This is a genomic window from uncultured Polaribacter sp. (assembly GCF_947500975.1).
In the GTDB taxonomy this organism is placed as follows: Bacteria; Bacteroidota; Bacteroidia; order Flavobacteriales; family Flavobacteriaceae; genus Polaribacter.
On the sequence record NZ_CANMUE010000008.1, the window covers coordinates 164,997 to 190,709 of the forward strand.

General features: G+C 31.9%; 7 protein-coding genes. All 7 read right to left on the reverse strand.

Features of this window, described 5'->3' with window-relative positions:
* Nucleotides 1-16: 16 nt before the first annotated feature.
* Nucleotides 17-2,404 (reverse strand): LysM peptidoglycan-binding domain-containing protein, encoded by a 2,388-nt coding sequence (locus Q0733_RS10475; RefSeq protein ID WP_298782167.1) that lies wholly within the window; start codon nt 2,402-2,404, stop codon nt 17-19.
* A gap of 15 nt (nt 2,405-2,419) precedes the next feature.
* Nucleotides 2,420-3,346, reverse strand: a complete 927-nt coding sequence (locus Q0733_RS10480; protein WP_298782168.1) for a type IX secretion system membrane protein PorP/SprF — start codon at nt 3,344-3,346, stop codon at nt 2,420-2,422.
* A gap of 5 nt (nt 3,347-3,351) precedes the next feature.
* A complete protein-coding gene (locus Q0733_RS10485; protein WP_298782170.1) occupies nt 3,352-4,851 on the reverse strand; it encodes a gliding motility-associated C-terminal domain-containing protein in 1,500 nt (499 codons plus the stop codon).
* 276 nt (nt 4,852-5,127) lie between these two features.
* A complete protein-coding gene (locus Q0733_RS10490) occupies nt 5,128-6,234 on the reverse strand; it encodes a DUF11 domain-containing protein (RefSeq protein WP_298782171.1) in 1,107 nt (368 codons plus the stop codon).
* 125 nt (nt 6,235-6,359) lie between these two features.
* Nucleotides 6,360-8,339, reverse strand: a complete 1,980-nt coding sequence (locus tag Q0733_RS10495; protein ID WP_298782173.1) for an OmpA family protein — start codon at nt 8,337-8,339, stop codon at nt 6,360-6,362.
* A 19-nt stretch (nt 8,340-8,358) separates the two neighbouring features.
* Complete coding sequence (locus Q0733_RS10500) at nt 8,359-9,276, reverse strand: type IX secretion system membrane protein PorP/SprF (RefSeq protein WP_298782175.1); 918 nt, start codon at nt 9,274-9,276, stop codon at nt 8,359-8,361.
* 17 nt (nt 9,277-9,293) lie between these two features.
* Nucleotides 9,294-25,713, reverse strand: a 16,420-nt coding sequence (locus Q0733_RS10505; RefSeq protein ID WP_298782176.1) for a tandem-95 repeat protein, incomplete at its 5' end; no start/stop codon positions are given.

The following is a 25,713-nucleotide window of genomic DNA, read 5'->3' on the forward strand; positions in this document are numbered from 1 at the left end:
TACCTTCTTTAATTTGTTATAATATTTTTAGAATTTGACCCACAGAAATTGTGTTATCCTTTAAAGAATTAAGACTTTTTAAATTTGCAACAGACATGTTGTATTTTTTAGAAATAGAATACAAGGTTTCTTTATATTTAACAACATGTGTTTTTTTAGCTTCAATTTTGTTTTCAATGGTAACTTCTTTATTAAGCGACAATACTTGACCTATTGAAATTTTACTTGAGCTTAATTGGTTTATTTCTTTCAATAAAACTAAAGATATATTATGTTGTTTGGAAATAGAATACAACGTTTCTTGAGGCTGAACGATATGTAATTTAGCAGAACTTACCTTTTTAGGTTCTACTATTTTTACTTTAGTTTCTTGTGGAGTTACTTTTTTATTTTCTTTATTAATTTCTATTGGAATAGAAACTTCTACAACTTCTTTTTCTTTTGATTTTATAGTAGATCCATCTATGTTTTGGATAACAAAAGAAGTTCTTCTATTTGCTTGATGTTGGTCTTCTGTACATTTTACAGTATTACTATGATTATCATTATCAACACAATTATTGGTCAATTGAGTTTCTCCATAACCTTTTCCTGAAATTCTATCATAATCAATTCCATTAAAAATTATATAATCAACAGTTGCTTCTGCTCTTCTTTGAGATAATAATTCGTTAGAAAAATAACTTCCTCTAGCATCTGTATGGGAAGTAGATTTTACCTTTATCAATGGGTATTTTCTCATTACTTTAATAATATGATCTAACTCTCTTGCAGCATCAGGTCGAATATCCCATTTTGTATAATCAAAATAAATGGAGTTAATTTTAATTACTAACTCGTTGTTATTATTATAAGCAAAGTCATCAATTATTTCTAAAATCAGCTCTAAATTAACAGAATTAGTAGTTTCAAAAGATTTTGTATCTGGTTTGTAATATTCTTTTGATGCAGTAATTGTATATTTTTTATTGCACGGTAGAGTGAAATTAAATTTCCCAAATTCATCTGCAATTGTTTCATTAATTGTATTTCCAACATCATCTTTTAAAACAAGTTTGGCATTTGGTAGAATCTTATTAAACTTTGATTCTTTAACAATGCCTGAAATTAATTGCTTACAAGGTGTATTTACATTAATTTTTTCTATTGCATAAATATCATCATTTCCTAGCCCCCCTTTTCTATTAGATGAGAGATAGCCTTTGTTGGTTTCTGTGTTTATAGAAAATGCAAAATCATCTAATTTAGAATTTAAGGGTGCTTTTAAATTTTTTGGTTTTTGAAATTCATTATTGATAATTTCACTAGAAAAAACATCTAATGCTCCGATACCAAAATGTCCATCAGATGAAAAATACAATGTGTTGTTAGCTGAAATAAATGGAAACATTTCTCGACCTTCAGTGTTTATTGTTGGTCCTAAATTTACAGGGGTTCCATAAGTTCCATTACTGTTTATTTTTACATAATAAATATCTGTAAAACCTAAACTTCCTGGCATATCAGATGCAAAATACAAACGCTTACCATCTTTACTTACCGTGGGATGACCTACTGAATATTCAGAACTACAAAAAGGTAATTCTATTATATTTCCCCAATTATTATCAATAAGATCTGCTCTATAAATTTTAAGATTATTATATCCTTTTTTATCTACATTTAAAACGCCTTTATTATAATTGTTTCTAGTAAAGTAAATAGTTTTAAAATTTGGCGAAAATGAAATTGAAGACTCATTGTATTTTTTATTTATCCTTTTAGAAAAAAGTTTTTTGTTTGGTTTTTTATAACTTATTTCATTTATTTGAACTTGAAAAATGTCTAAAAAATTATCTTCTGTTCCTGTTTCAATACTACTTTTTGATGTATTTAAATTTTTTGGTGATGAAAATAGAATAGTATTATTATATTCTGTAACTCCAAAATCTGCAAACTCAGTATTAATAGTATTTAAATTTTGAACTTTATAATTTGGTTTTCCACTTGTTAAGCTAACTAAATTAACATTACTTTTTGTAAAATTTTTACCTCTTGAATCTTTTTTATTTAATTCATGAAACTTTTTCAACCATAAATCAGATTCTTCAAAATTGCCAATAGCTCTTAAAGATTGAGCGTATTTAAAAAAATACTCTAAGTTTTGGGGTACATAAGATGTAAACAATTTTGTATATATTTTTGAAGCCTTATCCATTTGGACATTGTTATAATAACAATCTCCCAATCTTTTTAATATATGTCCTGTTTCATTTTTTTTCAACAAAAACTCATACTCTTTAGCTGCTTTTGCATATAATAAATCATCAAAAAGAGCATCTGCTAATTTTGTTTCTTTACTTTGCCCAAAAATAGTAATTGAGTTAAATATTAGTAAGATTATAAATTGAATTGTTTTTTTCATAATTACTTATTAAACCTAAAAAAACCTTGGTGATCTAATTCTAAATGATTTAGGTTCTAAATTAAAAAGTAAAATTACTTCATGACTTCCAGAATTAAATTGTCCTAAATTGGTTAAAGTATGGTCATATGCATATCCTATTCTTAAATTTTTTCTAACCCTAAAATTTATCATTCCTGAAATTGATTCATCTAATCTGTAAGAAAGACCTGCTTCCATTTTATTGTAGAATAGAACATTACTTGAAAAATCTATAGATAAGGGAGCGCCTTCTACAGCTTTTACCATAATGGATGGTTTTAATTTAATATCTTCAGATATATCAAAAACATATCCAGATGTTAAGAAAATATGTTTAGTTTCTGAAGCTCTTGTAGATTGTCCTTCATTTTCATTAAAATGATAGGTTTCTAATAAATTAGGTATGGATGTTCCAAAGTAAAATTTATTGGTATAATAAAATACTCCAATACCTAAGTTAGGTAAAAACTTATTTGCATCTTTATCAGTAAAAGCTTCGTCTCCTACTATTACAGTATTTAAACAAGATAAACAGAGGTTAAAAAAAGTATAACCTACTTTTAATCCTAAGGCTAATTTAGCATTGTTGTTTACATTAATTGTGTAAGAGAAATCTCCATAAATATTTTGTTCTTCTACTGGACCTAATTTATCAAAAATTGCTGTCAATCCTAAACCTACGTTTTTACCTACTGGTGATTGTACACCAAAAGTTAATGTTTTTGGTGCGCCAGTAATTCCTACCCATTGTGTTCTTGCTAAAAAATTAAAATTTAAAGATTCTGAAGAACCTGCATAAGCTGGGTTTACAATATTCATATTATACATGTATTGTGTGTACTGTGGGTCTTGCTGTGCTTTTATTGAAAAAGCCAACAACACAAGTACAATAAATACAATATGTTTTTTTATGTGTAACATCTTCGTTATCTACTTAAATATACCCAACCATTTATGGGTGCTTTTATATCATCATTATAATAAATTATATAATAATAAGAACCAGCTGGTAATGGTTCGCTTTTATTTAATGTTAATCTTCCAGTTGAATATCCGTTCCACCAAATAGGATCTGTTTTTCCATTATTATCATAATTAAAAACTTTATTACCATATCTATTAAAAATTTCTATCTTAAAATTTGGGTAATTGTTTAATCCTGGTATTAAAAAGGTATCATTTATACCATCATCATTTGGTGAAAATGCGTTTGGTATAGTTCCGCAAAAAGTTTCATCTAAGTAATCAGGAACTCCGTTTCCATTACAATCTTCTGTAGATTCATCAATGGTTAAAATTCCATCTCCATCATCATCATCGTCTAAATAGTTTAAAATTCCATCACCATCAGTATCAGTTGTACACTCTAATCCGTTTAAATCAGAAATAAGAGCAATTGGTATAATACCAAAGACTTCTGATATTGTTTCGTCAAAAGTAGCATTTACACCAGATGAATTTACTTCAATCTCCATTGTAATATTAGTTACCGCTACTTCTCTTCTACCTGCTCCAGGAATTGGAATTCTATATTCAACTTCAATCCATTTTCCATCATCTAAATCTTGTGTTTGCTCAGTAGACAAAATTTTATCTTCTGTAAATGCTCCGTCAACTATAGTATTAACTGTCATTCTTATTGGTAAATCATAATCACCACTTATATCTCTTCTATTATCAAACAGATATGCTTTAAAAATTAAAACATTTTCTATAGTTAAAATATATGGCGAATTTAAATCAAAATCCATTTTTGCCTGACCCCCGATAGGATCAAACCCATTTAAAAACAAATTATTTCCTGGTGCTGATTCTCCTCCAATCATACTAACATAATCGGTTGTTGTGGAATAAACTAAATGTTCATCTGGAGGAGCAGAAGTATTAATTGTACCATCTGCAAAATAAATTTTCTTATAAGTACTGTTGGTTTCTGGAGGGCAACCTTCATTAGTGTCTAATATACTATCATTATCATCATCTGTATCGCAACCATCAGGAATTCCATCTAAATCATTGTCTAAATTATCATCAAAACCATTACATATATCTACAGAATCTAAAACGCCATCTCCATCATCATCAGCATCTACACTAATTATTATTATTTCACTTTCGCAATTTGTATCATCTCCGATTTCACAAATTTTATAAGTTAAAATAAAAGTTCTAGATGGGGTACCTGCAGGTACATTTACATCTCCATTTTCAAAAATTGTAACTCCAACTAAACCTCCATTGTCTAATAAAATTGTATTTACTGTTGTAGATGTAGCAATTACACCGTCTACAGTATCATTTATTAAAACATTACCTGCAACACCTCCATTAACTCCATTAATTTCATTTGATGAAAAATCATCTTCAGCTGCTACTATATTTACTCCTTGCGAATAACTTACATTTATGCTTAAACAGATAAACAACAAAAAACAATTAATAATTAGGTGTTTATTCCTAAAATTATAAATCTGATATTTTTTTTGTGATTTTTTTTTTGCAAAAATTGTTACTGAATTGGAAGAATATAAACTTGATGACAACAAGTTACAAAGCATAAATAAAAATGGTCTGGGGGTACTCATCATATGAATTTCTTTACTTTATAATACTAATATAGTAAAAGTAGAAGTTAGTTTTATCTTTTTAGTTTAATTTTTATAAATTAATTAATAAAAAGTTTAAAATAGTAAGGTAAAAGACTAGTTACCATTTGCAGGAACAGAATCTTCATCATTTTGATCTACAGCTGTAATTTCTGATTCATTTAATAAAATTGTATTTGATGTTTGAACAACAGCAGAAATTTGTATGGAAATTGTTTCACCACTTGAAATGGTTATTAATCCAAAATCCCAAATACCAGAATTAGAATTATATGTAGTTCCAGTTGGAATTACTGAGCTTGCTAAATCAAAGGTTAATCCAACTGGTAAAGCATCAGTTACCTGAATACCTGATGCTATTGAATTAGTAGAATTTGTAATAGAAATTGTAAAAACTATTGTTTCACCAACTTTAGGTATGGGTTTATTTACAGTTTTAGTTAAGTTTAAATCAACAAGGCATTCTATGTTTTCCACTGGTGCCTGAACCCAGAGTGAAAAACTTTCTTCATCTTCAATTTCTCTTGAAAAAGTACCGGTATTAAACCTTATCCTTTGTATACCTCTACTAGGTATCCAATGAAACCCGCTAGTATTACCGCATAAATGTACTATATTTTGATGTAAAGAATTGCCTCTTGTTGAAGTACAACTGGCGTTGACAGTAATTGCAGAACTCTCTGTTCCTGTCCAATTATCATTAATACTATTATCTGCAGTACCTTTATGTAATGTTGTATTAGTTGTAATTCTAGAAAGTATAGCACTGTCTGATGTACTTATATCTATATATTCTTCAGAATGAGAAATTCGTGCTAATGTAGCGTTTGTAAATTTTGATAAAATTGTTGTATTTAAAATACCTCTATTTGCATTTGTTAATGCAGATACCTGAGGTAAATTTCCAGAAGTACTACCAAAATCTATTGCAATTTTAACAAAACCATTTATATCTACATAGGTAGAAAATATTTCTCCATCAATATTAAAATGATATACACCCGCTGCAGTTACATTTCTTGCTTGTCCTAAAGAAATAAATGCAGTTGAAGCAGACAAACCGTCTTCGCAATTAAATACAAGTTCTGATTTTATTTTATAATCTGATAAATTTCCATTTGCATTAACTTTTCCAATAATTATTATTAAAAATAATAAATAGAATTTATTTTTTAAAGGATAAGGCTTGGGGTTACCAGACATAAATAACATTATTTATGTAATTATATTTTTTAAAATCAGAAACTTAATTTAATTGTTTTTACATGATACTTTTCCGGTTAAATAAATTTAACTTTTGTCAAAATTTACTTAACCTTTTAGTTTTATTATTTATAAGAACCTACATTTAAAAGTACAAATGCAGTTCTTCTATTTGCCTGATGCTCATCTTCTGTACATTTTACTCTAATAGAATGTGAATCGTTATCAACACAATTATTTGTTAATTGAGACTCTCCAAAACCTTTTCCAGAAATTCTATTTCTACTTATCCCTTTAGAAACTATATAATCTACAGTTGATTTTGCTCTTTTATCAGATAAGTTTAAGTTAAAAGATTCTCTACCTCTAGCATCTGTATGTGAACCTGATTGAACTATAATTTTTGGGTACTTATTCATTATTTTAACAATATAATTCAATTCTCTTTGAGCATCTGGTCTGATATTCCACTTATTATAATCAAAATATATATCATTAATTTTTATCACTAAATCTCCTTTTTCATCATAAACAAAATCGTCAACAATTTTTAAATTGAAATCTAGTTCCAATTCTACTAAAGCTTGAGAAGTAGTTGAAAATGATTTAGTATCTGGCTTATAATATTCTTTTGATGCTGTAATTGTATAATTTTCATTACATGGCAATTTAAAAGAAAATTGTCCTTTATCACCTGCAATTGCATTACTTACAATAACACCTTTTGTGTCTTTAACAACTAAATTAGCGTAAGAAAGTGGTTTTTTAAATTGACTCTCTTTTACAAAACCAGTAATAACTTGTTTACAATCTTCATTAACTTTAACTTCTTTTTTATCCAGTTGAACAAATGAATAAATATCATCATCACCTACACCACCTTTTCTGTTAGAAGATAAATATCCTTTTTGAGTTTCAGTATTTATAGAAAAAGCAAAATCATCCAATTCAGAATTTATAGGTGCTTTTAAATTAACTGGTTTTTCAAACTCTCCATTTGTAAATTTACTTTCAAAAATATCTAAAGCTCCAATTCCAAAATGACCATCAGAAGAAAAGTAAAGTATGTTATCATCAGATATAAAAGGAAACATTTCTCTTCCTTCTGTATTTACTTTATTCCCTAAATTTTGTACTTTACCATAAGTACCATCATCATTAACATCTACGTAATAGATATCTGTTTGACCAAAACCTCCAGGCATATTTGAAACAAAGTATAAACGTTTACCATCTTTAGTTAAAGTTGGATGACCTGTAGAATATTCATTACTATTAAAAGGAACTTCTGTTATGTTATCCCATTTATCTTTTACCCATTCAGATCTAAATATCTTAAGTTTATTATACCCTTTTTCATCCGTCTTATAACTTCCTTCATTATAGTTATTTCTGGTAAAGTACATTATTGTTTCATCTTGTGAAAAAGTAACTGAAGATTCATGATATTTAGTATTAACTCTATCAGAAAACATAGGTCTTACTTGAGAAGAGTCAATATTTTCTTTTAATACTTTATAAATATCTAAAAAGTTTTTTTGATTTCTAGTATGAGATCTTTTAACAAAGGGACTCTTTTTTTGTGGTGATGAAAATAGAATTGTATTTCCATATTCTGTAGCACCAAAATCTGAGTAAGGAGTGTTTATACCTTTTAAATTTGATACTACATAGTTTCCTTTTTTATCTTTAATATCGGCTAAAACTGCTTTTTTATTTGTAAAATTATCACCTCTAGTATCATTATTCTCAGCTATATGAAATTTTTCCATCCATATTTTTGATTCTTTAAAATTGCCATTAGCTCTTAAAGATTGCGCATATTTAAACATATACTCTGATTCTGATATCTTAAAAATACTATCCAATTTTTTATAAGCTGCTGCTGCATGTACCATATCAACATTTTCATAATAACTATCTCCCAACCTTTTTAAAACATGTTTTGTTGGATTTTTTAATGATAATTTATGATATTCTTTTGCTGCAGTAATATAAGATAAGTTATCAAAAAAAGTGTCTGCTACTTTTGTTTCTTTAGATTGAGAAAACATGGTTAAACTATTAACCAACAAAAAAGAAAGTATATATATTGTTTTTTTCATGAGTATCGTTTTTTTGTTATTAGAAGAATCTAGGGGAAGCAATTTTGTTTCTTTCAAAATCGAAATTAAACAATAGAAAAACTTCGTGAGAACCTGAGTTATAATCACCCAAAGCGGTTAATGTATGATCATAAGAATAACCAACTCTTAAACTTTTAGATGCTCTAAGATTTACTAAAGCAGAAACTGATTCAGATAATCTATACGATAAACCAAATTCAAATTTATCATATAATAAAATATTACCAGAAAAATCTATTGAAAGTGGTGCTCCATCTGCAGCTTTAACCATTGTAGATGGTTTTAACTTTACGTCATCAGATAAATCAAAAACATAACCAGATGTAAAAAAGTAATGTTTTGTTTCTGTTGCTTTTGTTATTTGACCTCCATTTTTTTCAAATTGAAAAGTTTCTAACAAATTTGGTATTGATAAACCTGCATAAAATTTCTCTGTATAATAAAACGCTCCTGCACCAATATTTGGTAAAATTTTATTTGCATTTTGATTAATAAAAGCTAAATCATTTGGATCTGTTGTATTTATACAAGGCAAACAGATATTAAAAAATGTAAACCCTGCTTTGATACCTAAAGCTAATTTAGCTTTTTCATTTACTCTTATAGTATAAGAGAAGTCGCCATAAACATTTTGCTCTTCAACTGGTCCTATTTCATCTAATATTACTGAAAGACCTACTCCAACATTATTACCAATTGGTGTATTTGCTCCAAAAGTTAATGTTCTTGGAGCTCCTTCTATTCCAACCCATTGAGATCTTGCTAAAAAATTAAGACTCAAGGCATCATAAGACCCAGCATATGCTGGGTTTATGATGTTCATATTATACACATACTGAGTATACTGTGGATCTTGCTGTGCTTTTGCAGAAACAGTAAATAATATAACTGCAATGATTATTATAAGTTTTTTCATTTGTATTGCGTTTTTTTTTATCTGTTTAAATATACCCATCCGTTAATTGGTTCTTTTGTTCCATCATTAAAATAAATGATATAATAATAAGTACCTGTTGGTAGTTGTTTACTAGGAGCTATTGTTAACCTTCCAGTTGAATATCCACCCCACCATATAGGGTTTGTTCTACCATTATTATTATAATCATATACCTGATTACCCCATCTGTTATAAATCTCTAATTTAAAGTTAGGATATTCAGATAATCCAGGTATTACAAATGTATCATTTACACCATCACCATTTGGAGAGAATCCGTTTGGAATTAATTCACAATTTGTAATATCTATATGATCTGGAATACTATCTGTATCACAATCAAACATAAATTCATCAACTGTATTAACTCCGTCTCCATCATCATCTATATCTAAATAGTTAGGAATACCATCACCATCTGTATCATCATTTGTTGGATCTCCGTCTTGATCTACATCTTCATCTGCTGTATCAACTCCATCGCCATCATCATCAGCATCTTGGAAATCTCTAACACCATCTCCATCTGAATCTAAAACATCATAATCTATATCTCCACTGTCAATATCAGTTTCAATATCATCATATAAACCATTGTCTCCAAATTCAGAATCATCGCCATCGATAACCCCATCATTATCTACGTCTGGAGCATTACTGCCTGATTCTTCTAAGTCTGTTAAACCATCGCCATCTGAATCCAAGTCTAAATGATCTGGGATACCATCGCCATCTGTATCTAAAGTGAAATCACCATCATTTTCTACAAGATCTGGAATACCATCATTATCATCATCTAAATCTATTGAATCTGGAATACCATCGCCATCTGAATCTACTGAATCTACATCTAAGTAATCAGGGATTCCATCGCCATCTGAATCAACTAAAATATCATCAACATTTTCATCTATAGTATCAATACCATCGCCATCATCATCTGGATCTAAATAATCTGGAATACCATCTCCATCTGTATCATCATTCATTGGATCTCCATCTTGATCTACATCTTCATCTGCTGTATCAACTCCATCGCCATCATCATCGGTATCTAAATAATCTGGAATACCATCGCCATCTGTATCATCATTGGTTAAATCACCGTCTGAATTTATATCTTCATCTTCGGTATCTACTCCATCGCCATCATCATCGGTATCTAAATAATTTGGAATACCATCACCATCTGTATCATCATTGGTTGAATCACCATCTTGATCTACATCTTCATCTATAGTATCTACTCCATCACCATCATCATCTGGATCTAAATAATCTGGAATACCATCATTGTCTGTATCATCATCTGTAGGGTCTCCATTTTGATTTTCTACATCTTCATCAGCAGTATCAACTCCATCGCCATCATCATCGGTATCTAAATAGTTAGGGATACCATCACCATCTGTATCATCATTGGTTGAATCGCCATCTGAATTTACATCTTCATCAGCAGTATCAACTCCATCGCCATCATCATCGGTATCTAAATAGTTAGGGATACCATCACCATCTGTATCATCATTGGTTGAATCGCCATCTGAATCTACATCTTCATCTTCGGTATCTACTCCATCGCCATCATCATCGGTATCTAAATAATTAGGGATACCATCACCATCTGTATCATCATTAGTTGAATCGCCATCTGAGTCTACATCTTCATCTGCTGTATCAACTCCATCGCCATCATCATCGGTATCTAAATAGTTAGGGATACCATCACCATCTGTATCATCATTGGTTGAATCGCCATCTGAGTCTACATCTTCATCTGCAGTATCAACTCCATCGCCATCATCATCGGTATCTAAATAGTTAGGGATACCATCACCATCTGTATCATCATTGGTTGGATCGCCATCTTGATCTACATCTTCATCTGCTGTATCAACTCCATCACCATCATCATCGGTATCTAAATAATTAGGGATACCATCACCATCTGTATCATCATTGGTTGGATCGCCATCAGAATCTACATCTTCGTCTACTGTTTCAATACCATCGCCATCATCATCAGTATCTTGGAAGTTAGGTATACCGTCTCCGTCTGTATCTATTGTATCATTTGTTGTAGTTCCACTTTCTGGTGTAGTTTCTATACCATCAAATAAACCATTTGCTCCTGATCCTGTAGTTGCTGCATCGATAACTCCATCTCCATCTGTATCTAAATCTCCATTTCCAGATTCTTCTACATCACTTACTCCATCTCCATCTGAATCTAAATCTAAGTGATCTGGAATACCATCTCCATCTGTATCTCTTAAAGGATCTCCATTTTGTTCAACTGTATCTGGAATACCATCATTATCATCATCTAAATCTACAGAGTCAGGTATACCATCCCCATCTGTATCATCTGTATCTAAATAATCAGGAATACCATCACCATCTGAATCATCATCTGATAAATCTCCATTATTGTTATTGTCTTCATCAACTGTATCAATTCCATCGCCATCATCATCAGTATCTAAATAATTAGGAGTACCATCACCATCTGTATCATCATTGGTTGAATCGCCATCTGAGTCTACATCTTCATCTGCAGTATCAACTCCATCGCCATCATCATCGGTATCTAAATAGTTAGGGATACCATCACCATCTGTATCATCATTGGTTGAATCACCATCTTGATCTACATCTTCATCTGCTGTATCAACTCCATCACCATCATCATCGGTATCTAAATAATTAGGGATACCATCTCCGTCTGTATCATCATTGGTTGGATCGCCATCAGAATCTACATCTTCGTCTACTGTTTCAATACCATCGCCATCATCATCAGTATCTTGGAAGTTAGGTATACCGTCTTCGTCTGTATCTATTGTATCATTTGTTGTAGTTCCACTTTCTGGTGTAGTTTCTATACCATCAAATAAACCATTTGCTCCTGATCCTGTAGTTGCTGCATCGATAACTCCATCTCCATCTGTATCTAAATCTCCATTTCCAGATTCTTCTACATCACTTACTCCATCTCCATCTGAATCTAAATCTAAGTGATCTGGGATACCATCTCCATCTGTATCTCTTAAAGGATCTCCATTTTGTTCAACTGTATCTGGAATACCATCATTATCATCATCTAAATCTACAATATCAGGAATGCCATCGCCATCTGTATCATCTGTATCATTATTAATTGTAATAGTTACAGTTTCAGTTAAACATACATATGGGCTTTCTGCGATGTTACATACTGTATAATCTATAGTAATAATTATATCTTCCTCTCCAATAGCAGGCGTATATGTCATTTCACCTGTTAAATTATCAAATGTTACTGTACCAGTTCCTGTACCGGTTCCTGCATTTGTAATTGTTGTATTTGCAGATGGTAAGAAATCATCATTATCTAAAATGTTTAATGTCTCAGTTGATCCATTTGCAATTGTTATTGCATCTGGAGCAGTAGTTGGTGTAAACACATTTGGATCTGTTGTATCTGGATTACCATCATTATCATCATCTGGATCTGTTACATCTGGTAAACCATCTTTATCATTATCTTTTTGTACAGTTATTGTTACAGTTTCTGTTACACATACATTAGGGTCAACATCAGTATTACAAACTGTATAATCTACTGTTACACTTGTGCCTTCTTCTCCTGGTGCTGATGTGTATGTCATTTCTCCAGTCAAAGGATCAAAAGTAACAATACCAGTAGCGGTACCCGTACCTGCATTTGTAATTGAAATTGTAGAACCTGGAATAAAATCATCATTTGATAAAACATTTACAGTATTCTCAACTCCCTCTACCACAATTAATTCATCTGGTGCTGTAGTTGCTACTAAATCATTATCATCTGTAGTATCTGGGTTACCATCATTATCATCATCTGGATCTTCACTATCTGGAATACCATCTCCATCTGTATCTAAATCATCTAAATAATCTGGAATACCATCACCATTATCATCATCATCATTGTTTAAGAAAATTCCGTCATTATCATTATCCTCATCTGCGGTTAATACTCCATCATTATCATCATCAGTATCTAAATAATCTGGAATTGAATCTCCATCTGAATCTTGATCTGATGCATCATTATTTGCTGCATCATAATTTTCATCAATAGTATCGATACCATCTCCATCATCATCTACATCTTGGAAGTTAGGGATACCATCTCCATCCGTATCCAATACATCATCAGTTGTTCCACTTTCTGGAGTAGTTTCTACACCATCAAATAATCCATTTGCTCCTGAACCTGTATCAGATCCATCTATAACACCATCATTATCAGCATCTGTTAATCCTAAACCTGATTCTGTTAAATCATTTACACCATCACCGTCTGAATCTAAATCTAAGTGATCTGGTGTACCATCTCCATCTGTATCTCTTAATGGGTCTCCGTCTTGCTCTACTGTATCTAAAATACCGTCATTATCATCATCTAAATCTACACTATCTGTAATACCATCTCCATCTGAATCTAATATTTCTCTATAATCTACTTCTGTAGTAGAAGTGTTAGAGTTTGGTAAATCTGATGCTCCATTATCTTGATCATCATTTACATCAAAAGGTAAGCCTGTTGTATCAACATCATCATAACTGTCTAATAAACCATCGCCATCAGTATCTGAATTTTCAGTAGATGTTATAAATCCTGCTTCTTCTGTATCAGTTAAACTATCATTGTCAGAATCTGTATCTAAATAATCTAGTATAAAATCACCATCTGTATCAATAGGTAATAGCCCTGAACTTGTTGCATTGTCATAAACATCTGCTAAACCATCTCCATCTGTATCAGTTCCTGTAACCACAATATAATCATCTGTTAATTGTGCTTCTACGTTATCTGGAATACCATCATTATCAGAATCTATATCTAAATTATCTGCTATTCCATCATTATCACTATCAATTGCATCACTTACTGTATATACAACCCCAACTCCTGGTCCTGAGTTTTGTGAAGTTCCATTGACATCAGTTGGAACAGAAGATGTTGTATTACCGTCGAATAAACCATTAATTGAACATAAATCAAATAACATTGACCCTAAACTGGTGTTAGAAGTTGCAGATAATAATTCTGCAGAGAATGTTACATTTAATGTTGATGTATTATAATAGTTAAAATATGTTGCAATTCTTGGTGCTAAATCTACACCAGAATATGTGTCATCTGGCCCTGTAAAAGTTACTAGACCCGTAGCAGCATTATCATCAACAGTTAACAAAGTGTTACCAGCCACGGCATATAAACCTGGTCTTTCAAGAATTACAGACTCTTGAGCATTAGCTCCGTCTATATCATAAATTGTTCCTCCAAATCTATTAATGTTAAATTGTGTTTCTGTATCATCAATTAATAATATTAATTTAAAGCTCATTGAAGCTACATTATTAGTTGGTGTTGGCACCGTAAATTCTGGTTGCCAAGCATCTACACTTCCTGTTGAAGAATTATCAATAGATATTAATGAAGCTCCTCCTTCAGTAGCTGTAATTTCTACAATTGCATCTAAAATTCCTCCTGTTTCAATATAACCTGTAACATCAAGAACGTTTTCAAAACGATATTTAGCTCCTATTGTTCCTTGCCCAGATCCTGAGCCAGCAACATATATTGGATTTGTAAAACTAGCTGCTGGTAATAAACAGTTTGGATCATTTATTACATCTGATGGTACAAAACCTAAAGCTTCTACTGAATCAATAATACCATCATTATCATCATCTATATCTACATCATCATTGATACCATCTCCATCTGTATCAACAGGTGTAGTATAAACAACATTATCTCTAAAATCTACCTCAGCAGTTGCTGCGTTTTGATCGTTTGGTAATGCTGTTACATCTTGATTACTATTAGTTGCAGCTGTTGTATCTGATATTCCATTTGGATTGTTATCAAAAGCATCATCTAAACCATCATTATCTGAATCATTTCCTGAAGCAACTGTATCTGCTATATTATCTGCATCAATATCATATGCTTCTATTGTATCTGAAAGACCGTCTCCATCTGAATCTAAATTTAAATAGTCAGGTGGATTTGTACCATCTGTATTTGTTGGAGAGTAAATTGGAATTCCAGATCCAGGAGTAACTTCATAGTTATCTGCTAATCCGTTTCCATCCATATCAGGTCCTGGTAATTGATAACCAGAAGTTGTTTGCCATTCTATATTATCTACAATACCATCGTTATCAGAATCTATATCTAAGTAATTTGGTAATGCATCTGTATCTGAATTTAATGGTGTAATTGGCGTACCTGTAATTGAACCACAAGGTGTACAATCTACATCAAAAGCATCGTCTATACCATCAGCATCAGAATCAATTCCTGAAGGTGAAATATAGTTTGTTGGATCTTGAGATTCAATAATATCTAAAATTCCATCATTATCTGAATCTATGTCTAAATAATCAGCAATTCCATCTCCATCTGTATCTGCAGATGTTAAAGGAGTTGTTGCTGTAGCATCATCTAAACCATCGTTATTTGCATCTGTAAAATTGTCTATTTGACCATCATTGTCAATGTCTGTTCCACCAGCTTCAATAATGTCAGTAATTCCGTCTCCATCTGCATCTGTATCAAATTGATCTATAATTCCATCTCCATCAGTATCAAAAGCATCATCAACTCCATCTCCATTTTCATCAGCAATGATATTATCTGGATCTAAATAATTTGGAATACCATCATTATCTGAATCTGTAAATGGGTCATTTCCTCCATTTTCTACTGAATCTGGAATACCATCATTATCATCATCTAAATCTGAACTATTTGGTATACCATCTCCATCATTATCTGGTTGAACTGTAACTGTAATCATGGCTTCTTCAGAAGTTAATCCATCATTATCTTCAACTGTATAATTTACAACTGCATCGCCTGTAAAATCTGGTTCTGGTGTAAATGTTACGTTACCTAAATCATCTACTTCATAAGTTCCAACTCCTGGAATTACTAAAGGTGTTGTACTATCTCCTGTATTTGTTGGATCGTTTGGATCTATTAATGTAACCGTTGAAGGGTCAATTGTTCCATCTGTATCTGTATCATTTCCTGTAATATCTGAAACAACAATTGGTGTATTTTGTACTCCTGTTGTTGAGTCATCTACCGTATTTGCTGTGTCATTAACTCCAGAAACTGTAATATCTAGAGTTGAAGTTAAATCATCTTCACCATCTGTAGCAGAATATGTTATAGTTGGTACAGTACCTGTATAGTCTGTTGCTGGTGTAAATGTATAACTACCATCGCTATTAATTGTAATTGAACCTTCTGTTAAATTAGCTGTATCTCCTGCGGTATAATCTACATTATTAATGGTAAACTCTAATACTGTTAAAGGTGTTCCTTCTATATCAGAGTCATTTGCTAATACTCCATTTGCAGCATCTACATTTAATATTGTGTCTTCTAGTGTTGTATTTGTATCTACTATTAAAATTGGTGCATCATTTACTGGTGTTACAGTAATTTCTATAGTACCAGGATTAGATGTTAAAATTCCGTCTGAAACTGTATAATTTATATCAGCAGGTCCAGTATAGTTAGGCTCTGGAGTAAAAGTTACATTACCTAAATCATCCACCTCATAAGTACCAACACCTGAAATTACTAAAGGAGTTGAGCTATCTCCTGTGTTTAATGGATTGTTTGGATCTATTAATATAATTGTTCGAGGATCAATAGCTATATCGTCTGTATCATTTGAAGTAATTGTTGGTATTACAACAGCCATATCTTCAGGCGTTGTAGTATTTTCGTCATCAACTACTACTGGTAAATCATTTACTTGAGATACTGTAATATCTAATGTTGTTGTTGCAGTTTCTTCTCCATCAGAAACTGTATATGTAACTGTTGGTACTACCCCTTGATAATTAGGTGTTGGTGTAAATGTGTAACTACCATCACTATTAATTGTTAATGAACCTTCAATAAGATTAGCTGTTTGACCTGAAAGATAAATTTGACCATTAACCTCAAATTGAGTAACTGTTAATTGAGTTCCTTCAATATCAGAATCATTATCTAATAAGCCATTTGAAGCATCAACAGTTAAAGTTACATCTTCAGGAGTTGTATTTACATCTGCAACTACTATTGGTGCATCATTTACCGGTGTTACAGTTATTTCAATTGTACCCGGGTTAGATGTTAAAGCTCCATCAGAAACTGTATAATTTACATCTGCAGAACCTGTATAGTTAGTTTCTGGAGTAAATGTTACATTACCTAAATTATCAACTTCATAAGTACCAACTCCATCAATTTCTAATGGGGTAGTGCTATCTCCTGTATTAGAAGGATCACTAGGGTCTATTAATATAATTGTTGTTGGATCTATTAAAGATTCATCTGTATCATTTGAAGTAATTGTTGGTATAACAACTGCTGTTTCTTCTGATGTTGTTGCAGATTCTGCAACAATTATTGGAGCATCATTTACAGCAATTACTTCGATATTTAATGTACTTGAAACTTCTACAATACCATCTGAAATTGTGTAGGTAATTGTTGGTACATTTCCAGCATAATTATCTGCTGGGTTAAATACATAACTACCATCACCATTAATAGTAATTTCTCCTGAATTTGTTAAAACAGCAGTTTGACCAGCTGTATAAGTTTGACCTTCTACTTCGAAAGAAATTAATGGTAAAGCTGTACCATCTTCATCTGTATCATTTAATAAAACTAAACCATCTTCTTTACTTACTAATAAACTAACATCTTCATTGGTAGTATTTGTATCAGGATTTGCTACTGGAATATCATTTACTGATAATACAGAAAGTGTTAAAGTACTAGTTGAATTTGTTGTACCTGTACCATCAGAAATTGTATAATTAATAACTGGTACTGTACCATTATAATTTGGACTTGGTACAAATGTATAATCTCCACCTGAGCCAATAGTTATTGTACCTTCAGTTAACACGGCTGTTTCTCCTGGCACATAGCTTTGTCCGTCAACTTCAAAACCAACTACAGATAAAATATCGCCAACATTTGGATCAATATCATTATTGTTTATTAATCCATTAGTAATACCTACCACTAAAGTAGTGTCTTCGATAACAGAGTTTGTATCTGGATTTGCAATTGGAGATAATAAATCATCTGTAAGTGTAACTGTTACTGATGCTGAATCGCAAAGTCCTTGTGCATCACAAATTTGATATTCAAAAACGTCTGTTCCATCACTAAAACCTGCGGCAGGGTTATATGTAATTGTACCATCAGTATTGATGACAACTGTACCGTTACTTGGTGATGAAATTAGTGTTGTTGATACTGTAATTTGATCTCCATCAATATCACTATCATTAGCCAATACATTTATAATTACTGATACACCAGGATCAGTTGCAGCAGTATCATCTTGGGCTACTGGTGCATCATTTACTGGTTCAACAATAATTGTTAATGTACTATTCGCAATATCACCTCCATCAACTGCAGTATAAATTGCAGGTAGTGTTCCATTAAAATCTGGAGATGGTATAAACATTAAACTACCATCAGCATATATTGTTATATCTCCTTCTGGTGTTGTTACTGTTGTTCCTACAGGGTAAGTTGCACCACCAACAGTAAATTCTGTAATTGTTAATGTATCTCCATCAGAATCAACATCATTACTTAATAAACCATTTGCAGCATCAACTACCAAAGGATCTCCTTCGTTAATTGTATATTCATCTGGCATTGAAACTGGTGCATCATTTACTGGTGTAACAGTTATTTCAATTGTTGCAACGTTAGAAGTTACTCCATCATTATCATTTATGGTATAATTTACATCTGCGGTTCCATTATAGTTTTCTTCTGGTACAAATGTTACATTTCCATTAGAATCTACAGAATAAGTTCCTATTCCACTTATAACTAATGGCGTTGTGGTATTACCTGTATTTGAAGGATCACTTGGATCTATTAATGTTACAGTTGTTATATCAATTGTATCATCGTCTGTATCGTTTAATCCAACTGTTGCAATTGTTATATCATCATCTTCATTTAAAGTATTACCTGAATCATTCACAGCAACTGGTGCATCATTTACAGATGTTACTGTAATATCTAGAGTACTATTTGCTGTGTTTGTTAAATCTGAAACTGTATAAGTTACAGTTGGCACTGATCCATTAAAGTCAGTTGCAGGTGTAAACGTATAACTACCGTCAGATTGGATTGTTAAAACTCCTTCTGTTAACATAACTGGAGAACCAACTGGATAAACATCAGTTGAACCTGCTACAGTAAATTCTGTTACTGATAATGAGTTACTATCAACATCAGTATCATTTTTAATTAATCCATTTGCAGCATCTTTAACAAGCTCTGTATCTTCTACAGTTATGTCTGTATCTGGATTTGCAACAGGAGCATCATTTACTGGTGTAACTTCAATTGATATAACTCCTTCATTTAATGATGTAACTCCATCATTATCTTCAATAGTATAATTTACATCTGCTGTTCCAGTAAAATCATCTTCTGGTGTAAAAGTAACATCACCTAATGAATTTACGGTATAAATACCTACTCCAGGAATTTCTAATGGAGTAGTACTATTTCCAGTATTTAAAGCATTATTCGGGTCTATTAATGTGATTGTTGTTGCATCTACTCCATCATCATCTGTATCGTTTGTACCAATAGTATTTATTGTTATTGATGTTTCTTCTGGTGTTGTGTTACCTGAATCATCTACAGCTACTGGAGCATCATTTACAGATGTTACAGCAATATTTAATGTACTATTTGATGTATTTGTTCCGTCAGAAACTGTATATACAATTTCTGGAACTGAACCATTAAAGTCAGTTGCTGGTGTAAAAGTATAACTACCATCAGATTGAATTGTTAAAACCCCTTCTGTTAACGTCACAGTAGTTCCTACTGGATAAGTAGTTCCTCCAACAGTAAATTCTGTTACTGATAATGAGTTATTTTCAACATCAGTATCATTATTTAATAATCCATTGGCTGTAGTTACACTTATTGCTGTATCTTCTGGTGTTACTACTGTATCTGGTTGTGCAACTGGTGCATCATTTACTGGTGTAACTTCAATTGATATTACTCCTTGATTTGATGAAGTAACTCCATCATTATCTTCAATAGTATAATTTACATCTGCTGTTCCAGAGAAATTATCTTCTGGCGTAAATGTAACATCACCTGTTGAATTTACAGTGTAAGTACCAACTCCTGAAATTACTAATGGAGTTGTACTATTTCCAGTATTTAAAGGATCATTTGGATCTATTAAAGTAATTGATGCTGGGTTTATTGTTCCATCATCAGTGTCATTTAAACCAACTGTATTGATTGTAATTGGTGAATCTTCATCTACTATATTTGAGTCATCATTTACTGCAACTGGTGCATCATTTACTGCAATTACTTCAATTTCTAATGTTGCAGTTTCTATAGTTGTCCCGTCAGAAACACTGTAAGTTATAACAGGGTAATTTCCATAGAAATCTTCAGCAGGTATAAATGTATATGCTCCATCAGAAGTTATAGATATTGAACCTTGACCTAATATTGTTGCTGTTTCTGTAATATTATAATCAGCTCCGTTTACGTTGAAAGTTGTAATTGATAATGGATCTCCATCAACATCAGAATCATTAATTAATAATCCATTTGCAGCAGTTATTGTTAGTGTTGTATCTTCTAAAGTTGAATTTGTTTCTGAAACTAATACTGGAGCATCATTTACTGATTCAACTTCAATATTAATTGTTCCTACATTTGAAACTGCACCATCATTATCTTCAATGGTATAATTAACATCTGCAGTTCCATTAAAATCATCTTCTGGTGTAAATGTAACATCACCATCTGTATTTACTACATAAACACCTTTACCAACAATTGTTAATTCTCCTGATGTTCCACTTGTGTTTCCTGGATCTGATGGATCTATTAATACTACTGAGTTTGGTTCTATTGTTCCATCATCAGTATCATTTAAACCAACAGTATCAATTGTTATAGGTGTATCTTCTAAAGTTGAGTTTGCTGTATCATTTACTGCAACTGGCGCATCATTAACTGGAGTTACCTCAATATCTAATGTTGCTGGCACATTCACTGTTCCATCAAAAACAGAATAAGTTATTTGTGGGAAATCTCCATTAAAATCTGAAGCAGGAATAAAAGTATAACTTCCATCTGAGTTTATAAGTATAGACCCTTTATCTGTAATGTTTGCTGTTTGACCTGCGTTATAAATTGTAGTATCTCCATCAATTGTAAATGTAGAAATAGATAATGCATCACCATCTACATCAGTATCGTTGTTTAATAAACCGTTTGCAGTGTTAATATTTCTTGTTGTATCTTCTAATGTTGTTTCTGTTTCAGAAACAACAACTGGAGCATCATTAATATTATTAACTGTAATATCTAAAGTACTACTTGCTGGTGTTGATCCTTGATCATCTTCAATTGTATAAGTTATTGTTGGAAAGTCACCTGAATAATCCTGTACAGGTATAAATGTATAACTACCATCTGCATTAATTGTTATAGAACCGTCTGTGGTTGTAGCTGTATCACCTGCGTTATAAACTGTAGTATCTCCATCTATTGTAAAACTTACAACTGCCAAAGGATCTAAATTACCATCTGTATCATTATTCAATAAGTTTTTAGCATCGCCTACTGCAACGACTAATGTTACTTCTTCATCAATTTGGTTTGTATCAGCATTTGCTACTGGTGGAAATGCTGATTGTGGTACTGTAATTGTTACTACCGCTGTATCAGTCCCTCCATTTCCATCAGAAATTTCATATGTAAAAGTATCTGTACCATTATTAAAACCAGCTTCTGGTGTGTAATCTACTGTACCATTTGCTAATACTGTTGCTGTACCTTTTGTTGGAGGTACAGTAATAGTAACCGTTAAACTATCTGCTGTATCTACATCAGAATCATTTGTTAATACCGGTATATTTACTAAATTTCCAGGATCTGTAGTTGATGTATCATCCATAGCTACTGGATCATCATTAACTGCTGTTACAGAAATATCTAAAGTGCTATTTGTTGAGTTTACTCCATCAAAAGCAGTGTATGTTATTGTAGGAACTGTACCATTAAAATCTTGTACTGGTATAAACTCGTAACTACCATCAGAATTAATAGTAATTGAACCTACATTATTAATTGTAGTAGTACCAGGAGTTGAAGAGTTTACATTTACTGTAACCCCATCAACAACAAATTGAGTTACTGATAAAGTATCACCTGTATCAACATCAGAATCGTTTGATAAAATTCCACTACCAACTGGTACAGTTAATGTTGTGTCTTCTAAAACTGTGTTGGTATCGGCAACAACTGTTGGCGAATCATTTATTGCTGTTACTTCAATATCTAAATCAGCTGTTACAGTTTCTATATCATCAGAAATTGTATATGTTACTGTTGGGAAATTTCCATTATAATCACTAGCTGGTGTTAATGTATAACTACCATCTGCATTTATAACAATACTACCCTCTGTTATTGTTGCAGTTTCTCCTGCTATATATGATTGACCATCTACTTGAAATCCTGTTACCTTTATAGTACTGTCTTCATCACTATCATTATTTAAAACTCCAGATGCAGCATTTACAACTAAACTTGTATCTTCTTGTATTGTATTTGTATCATCTACTGCTACTGGTAAATCATTAACAGGACCAACTGTAAGTGTTAGTGTTGATGTTGCTGTATTTACCCCATCAGAAATAGCATAATTTACAACTGGGAATGATCCACTATAATTACTAGCAGGTGTAAACGTATATCCTCCATCAATATTAATTTGAATAGTTCCTTCTGTTACTGATGCTGTTTGACCAGCATTGTATGTAACACCATCAACCGTAAAAGTAGTTACAACTAGAGATGATCCTTCGACATCCGTATCGTTTTGTAATAATCCTGTACCAACACCTGCAACTACTGTAAGTGGTGTATCTTCTAAAGTTGAGTTAGTATCTGCAACTGCAACTGGAACATCATTTACTGGAGATACAGTTAGTGTTAGTGTTGATGTTGATGTTTCAGTTGCTGTACCTGAACCATCTGAAACTGTATAAGTTACTACATCAAATGTACCACTATAGTCTGATGCTGGAGTAAATACATATCCACCGTCAGAATTAATAGTTAATTTTCCTTTATTAGCTAAATCAGCTTCTGTTCCTGCTGGGTAATTTGTACCATTAATTGTAAACTGTGTTACAGTAAGTACTTCACTCTCTATATCAGAATCATTACTCAAAACTCCTGCTGCTGCAGCAATTGTTATTGGTGTATCTTCTGTTGTTGTATTTGTATCTGCTACTAAAACTGGAGCATCATTTACTGCTCCTACTTCTATATTTAATGTTGATGTAGCTGTTGTTGTACCGTCTGAAACTGTATATGTTATTGTTGGTACATTTCCATTATAATTTAATGCTGGTACAAATATGTAACTACCATCAGGATTAATTGCTAATATTCCTTCTGTAATAGTAATTGGTGAGCCTCCTGCTGTTGCTGTTATTCCATTTACAGTATATTCTGTTACTGTTAATGAATCTCCATCCGCATCAGTATCATTCTTTAACAATCCGTCTGTAGTAGCTACATTTAATGTTGTGTCTTCAGGAGTACTTTTTGTGTCAGGTTCTGGAGTTGGTGCATCATTTACAGCTGTTACTTCTATATCTATAGTACTTGTTGTTGATAAAGTACCATCTGAAACCGTGTATGTAATTGTTGGTACATTACCAACATAATTATCTGCAGGATCAAAAGTATAAGTACCATCTGCACTCACATTTAAAACCCCTTCAGTTAAAGTGATATCTACACCAACTGCACCAACACTTAAAGCTGTTACTGTTAATGTATCACCTGTATCAACATCTGAATCATTTCCTAAAATACCATCAGCAATTACATTTTTAGTTAATAAAGTATCTTCTGGTGTTGTTGCTGAATCTGCTACTGCAACTGGTCTGTCATTTACAGCATTTACTGTTATTGTTTGATTTGCTGTTGAAGTACCTCCATTTCCATCACTTATTGTATATGTAAAAGTAGATGAACCATTATAATTTTCTGTTGGTGTAAAAGTAATTACTCCAGCTATATCTGTAGTTACTACTCCATTATCAACAAGTATCGTTTGTGCTATTCCTGGTGTTATATCCGTGCCATTTATTTTAGAAATAGATAATACATCTCCACTATCTACATCACTATCTGCTGTTCCTGTTGTTAAAGGCGTTAATACAATTGCTTCATCTTCAGGTGTAGTATAAGTATCATCTACTGCAACTGGAAAATCATTTACTGATGACACTGTAATTTCTTGATTTGCTGTTGATAATCCTCCATTATCATCAGTTATAGTATATTGGAAACTTGTTGTTCCTACATAATTTTCTGAAGGTGTAAAAGTAATTACTCCTGCTGTATCTGTAGTTACTGTACCATTTGAAACTGAAATTGACTGTGCTGTATTTGCTACAATAGTAGTACCATTTATTGCAAGTACTCTAATTGTATCTCCATCCAAATCAGAATCTCCTGTAAGTGGCGTTAATACTGTTGATGTATCTTCTTGCGTTGTGTAAGTATCTGTAACAGCAACTGGATTATCATTTACCGCTGTAACTGTAATTGCTACATCGTCAGAATCTGTTTCCCCATTACTATCTGTAGAAAGTATTGTTAAAGTTTCTGATCCGTTATAGTTTTCTGCTGGTGTGTATTTAATACTTGCTAATGTAGCATTGATATCAGCTTCTGTTCCTGTTATAGTTACAGTTCCTGTTCCATTTTCTGAAACTACTGCACTTCCACTTGCAGTTACGTTTAGTATTCCATTAGTTACGCTTATTGCCGAACTACTTAAATCACCATCAACATCTGTAGCACTTATTCCTGTTATTGTTAAAACATTATCTTCAGCTACATCTAAAGTACTTGGAACCGTATTTACTGGTATGTCATTTACTGGTACAACATCTACTGTAACCATACCTGTATCTGACTTATCACCATCACTTACTCTATAATTAAAAGTAATATCTTCTTCACTATTATTACTTGGTGTTACGACTAACTCTCCATTTACTAAAGCAACGGTACCTATAACTGTTCCAGCTAAATTAGTAATATCTATTGCAGCTCCACCATCAGTTATTGGAGTTCCATTTATTTCAGTAATTGTTAATGTATCATTTTCTGTATCTGTATCTCCATCTAAAACATCTACAGTGATTGGTGTATCTTCATTTGTAGATACAATCTCATCATCTGCAACTGGTGCATCATTTACTGCTCCTACTTCTATATTTAATGTTGATGTAGCTGTTGTTGTACCG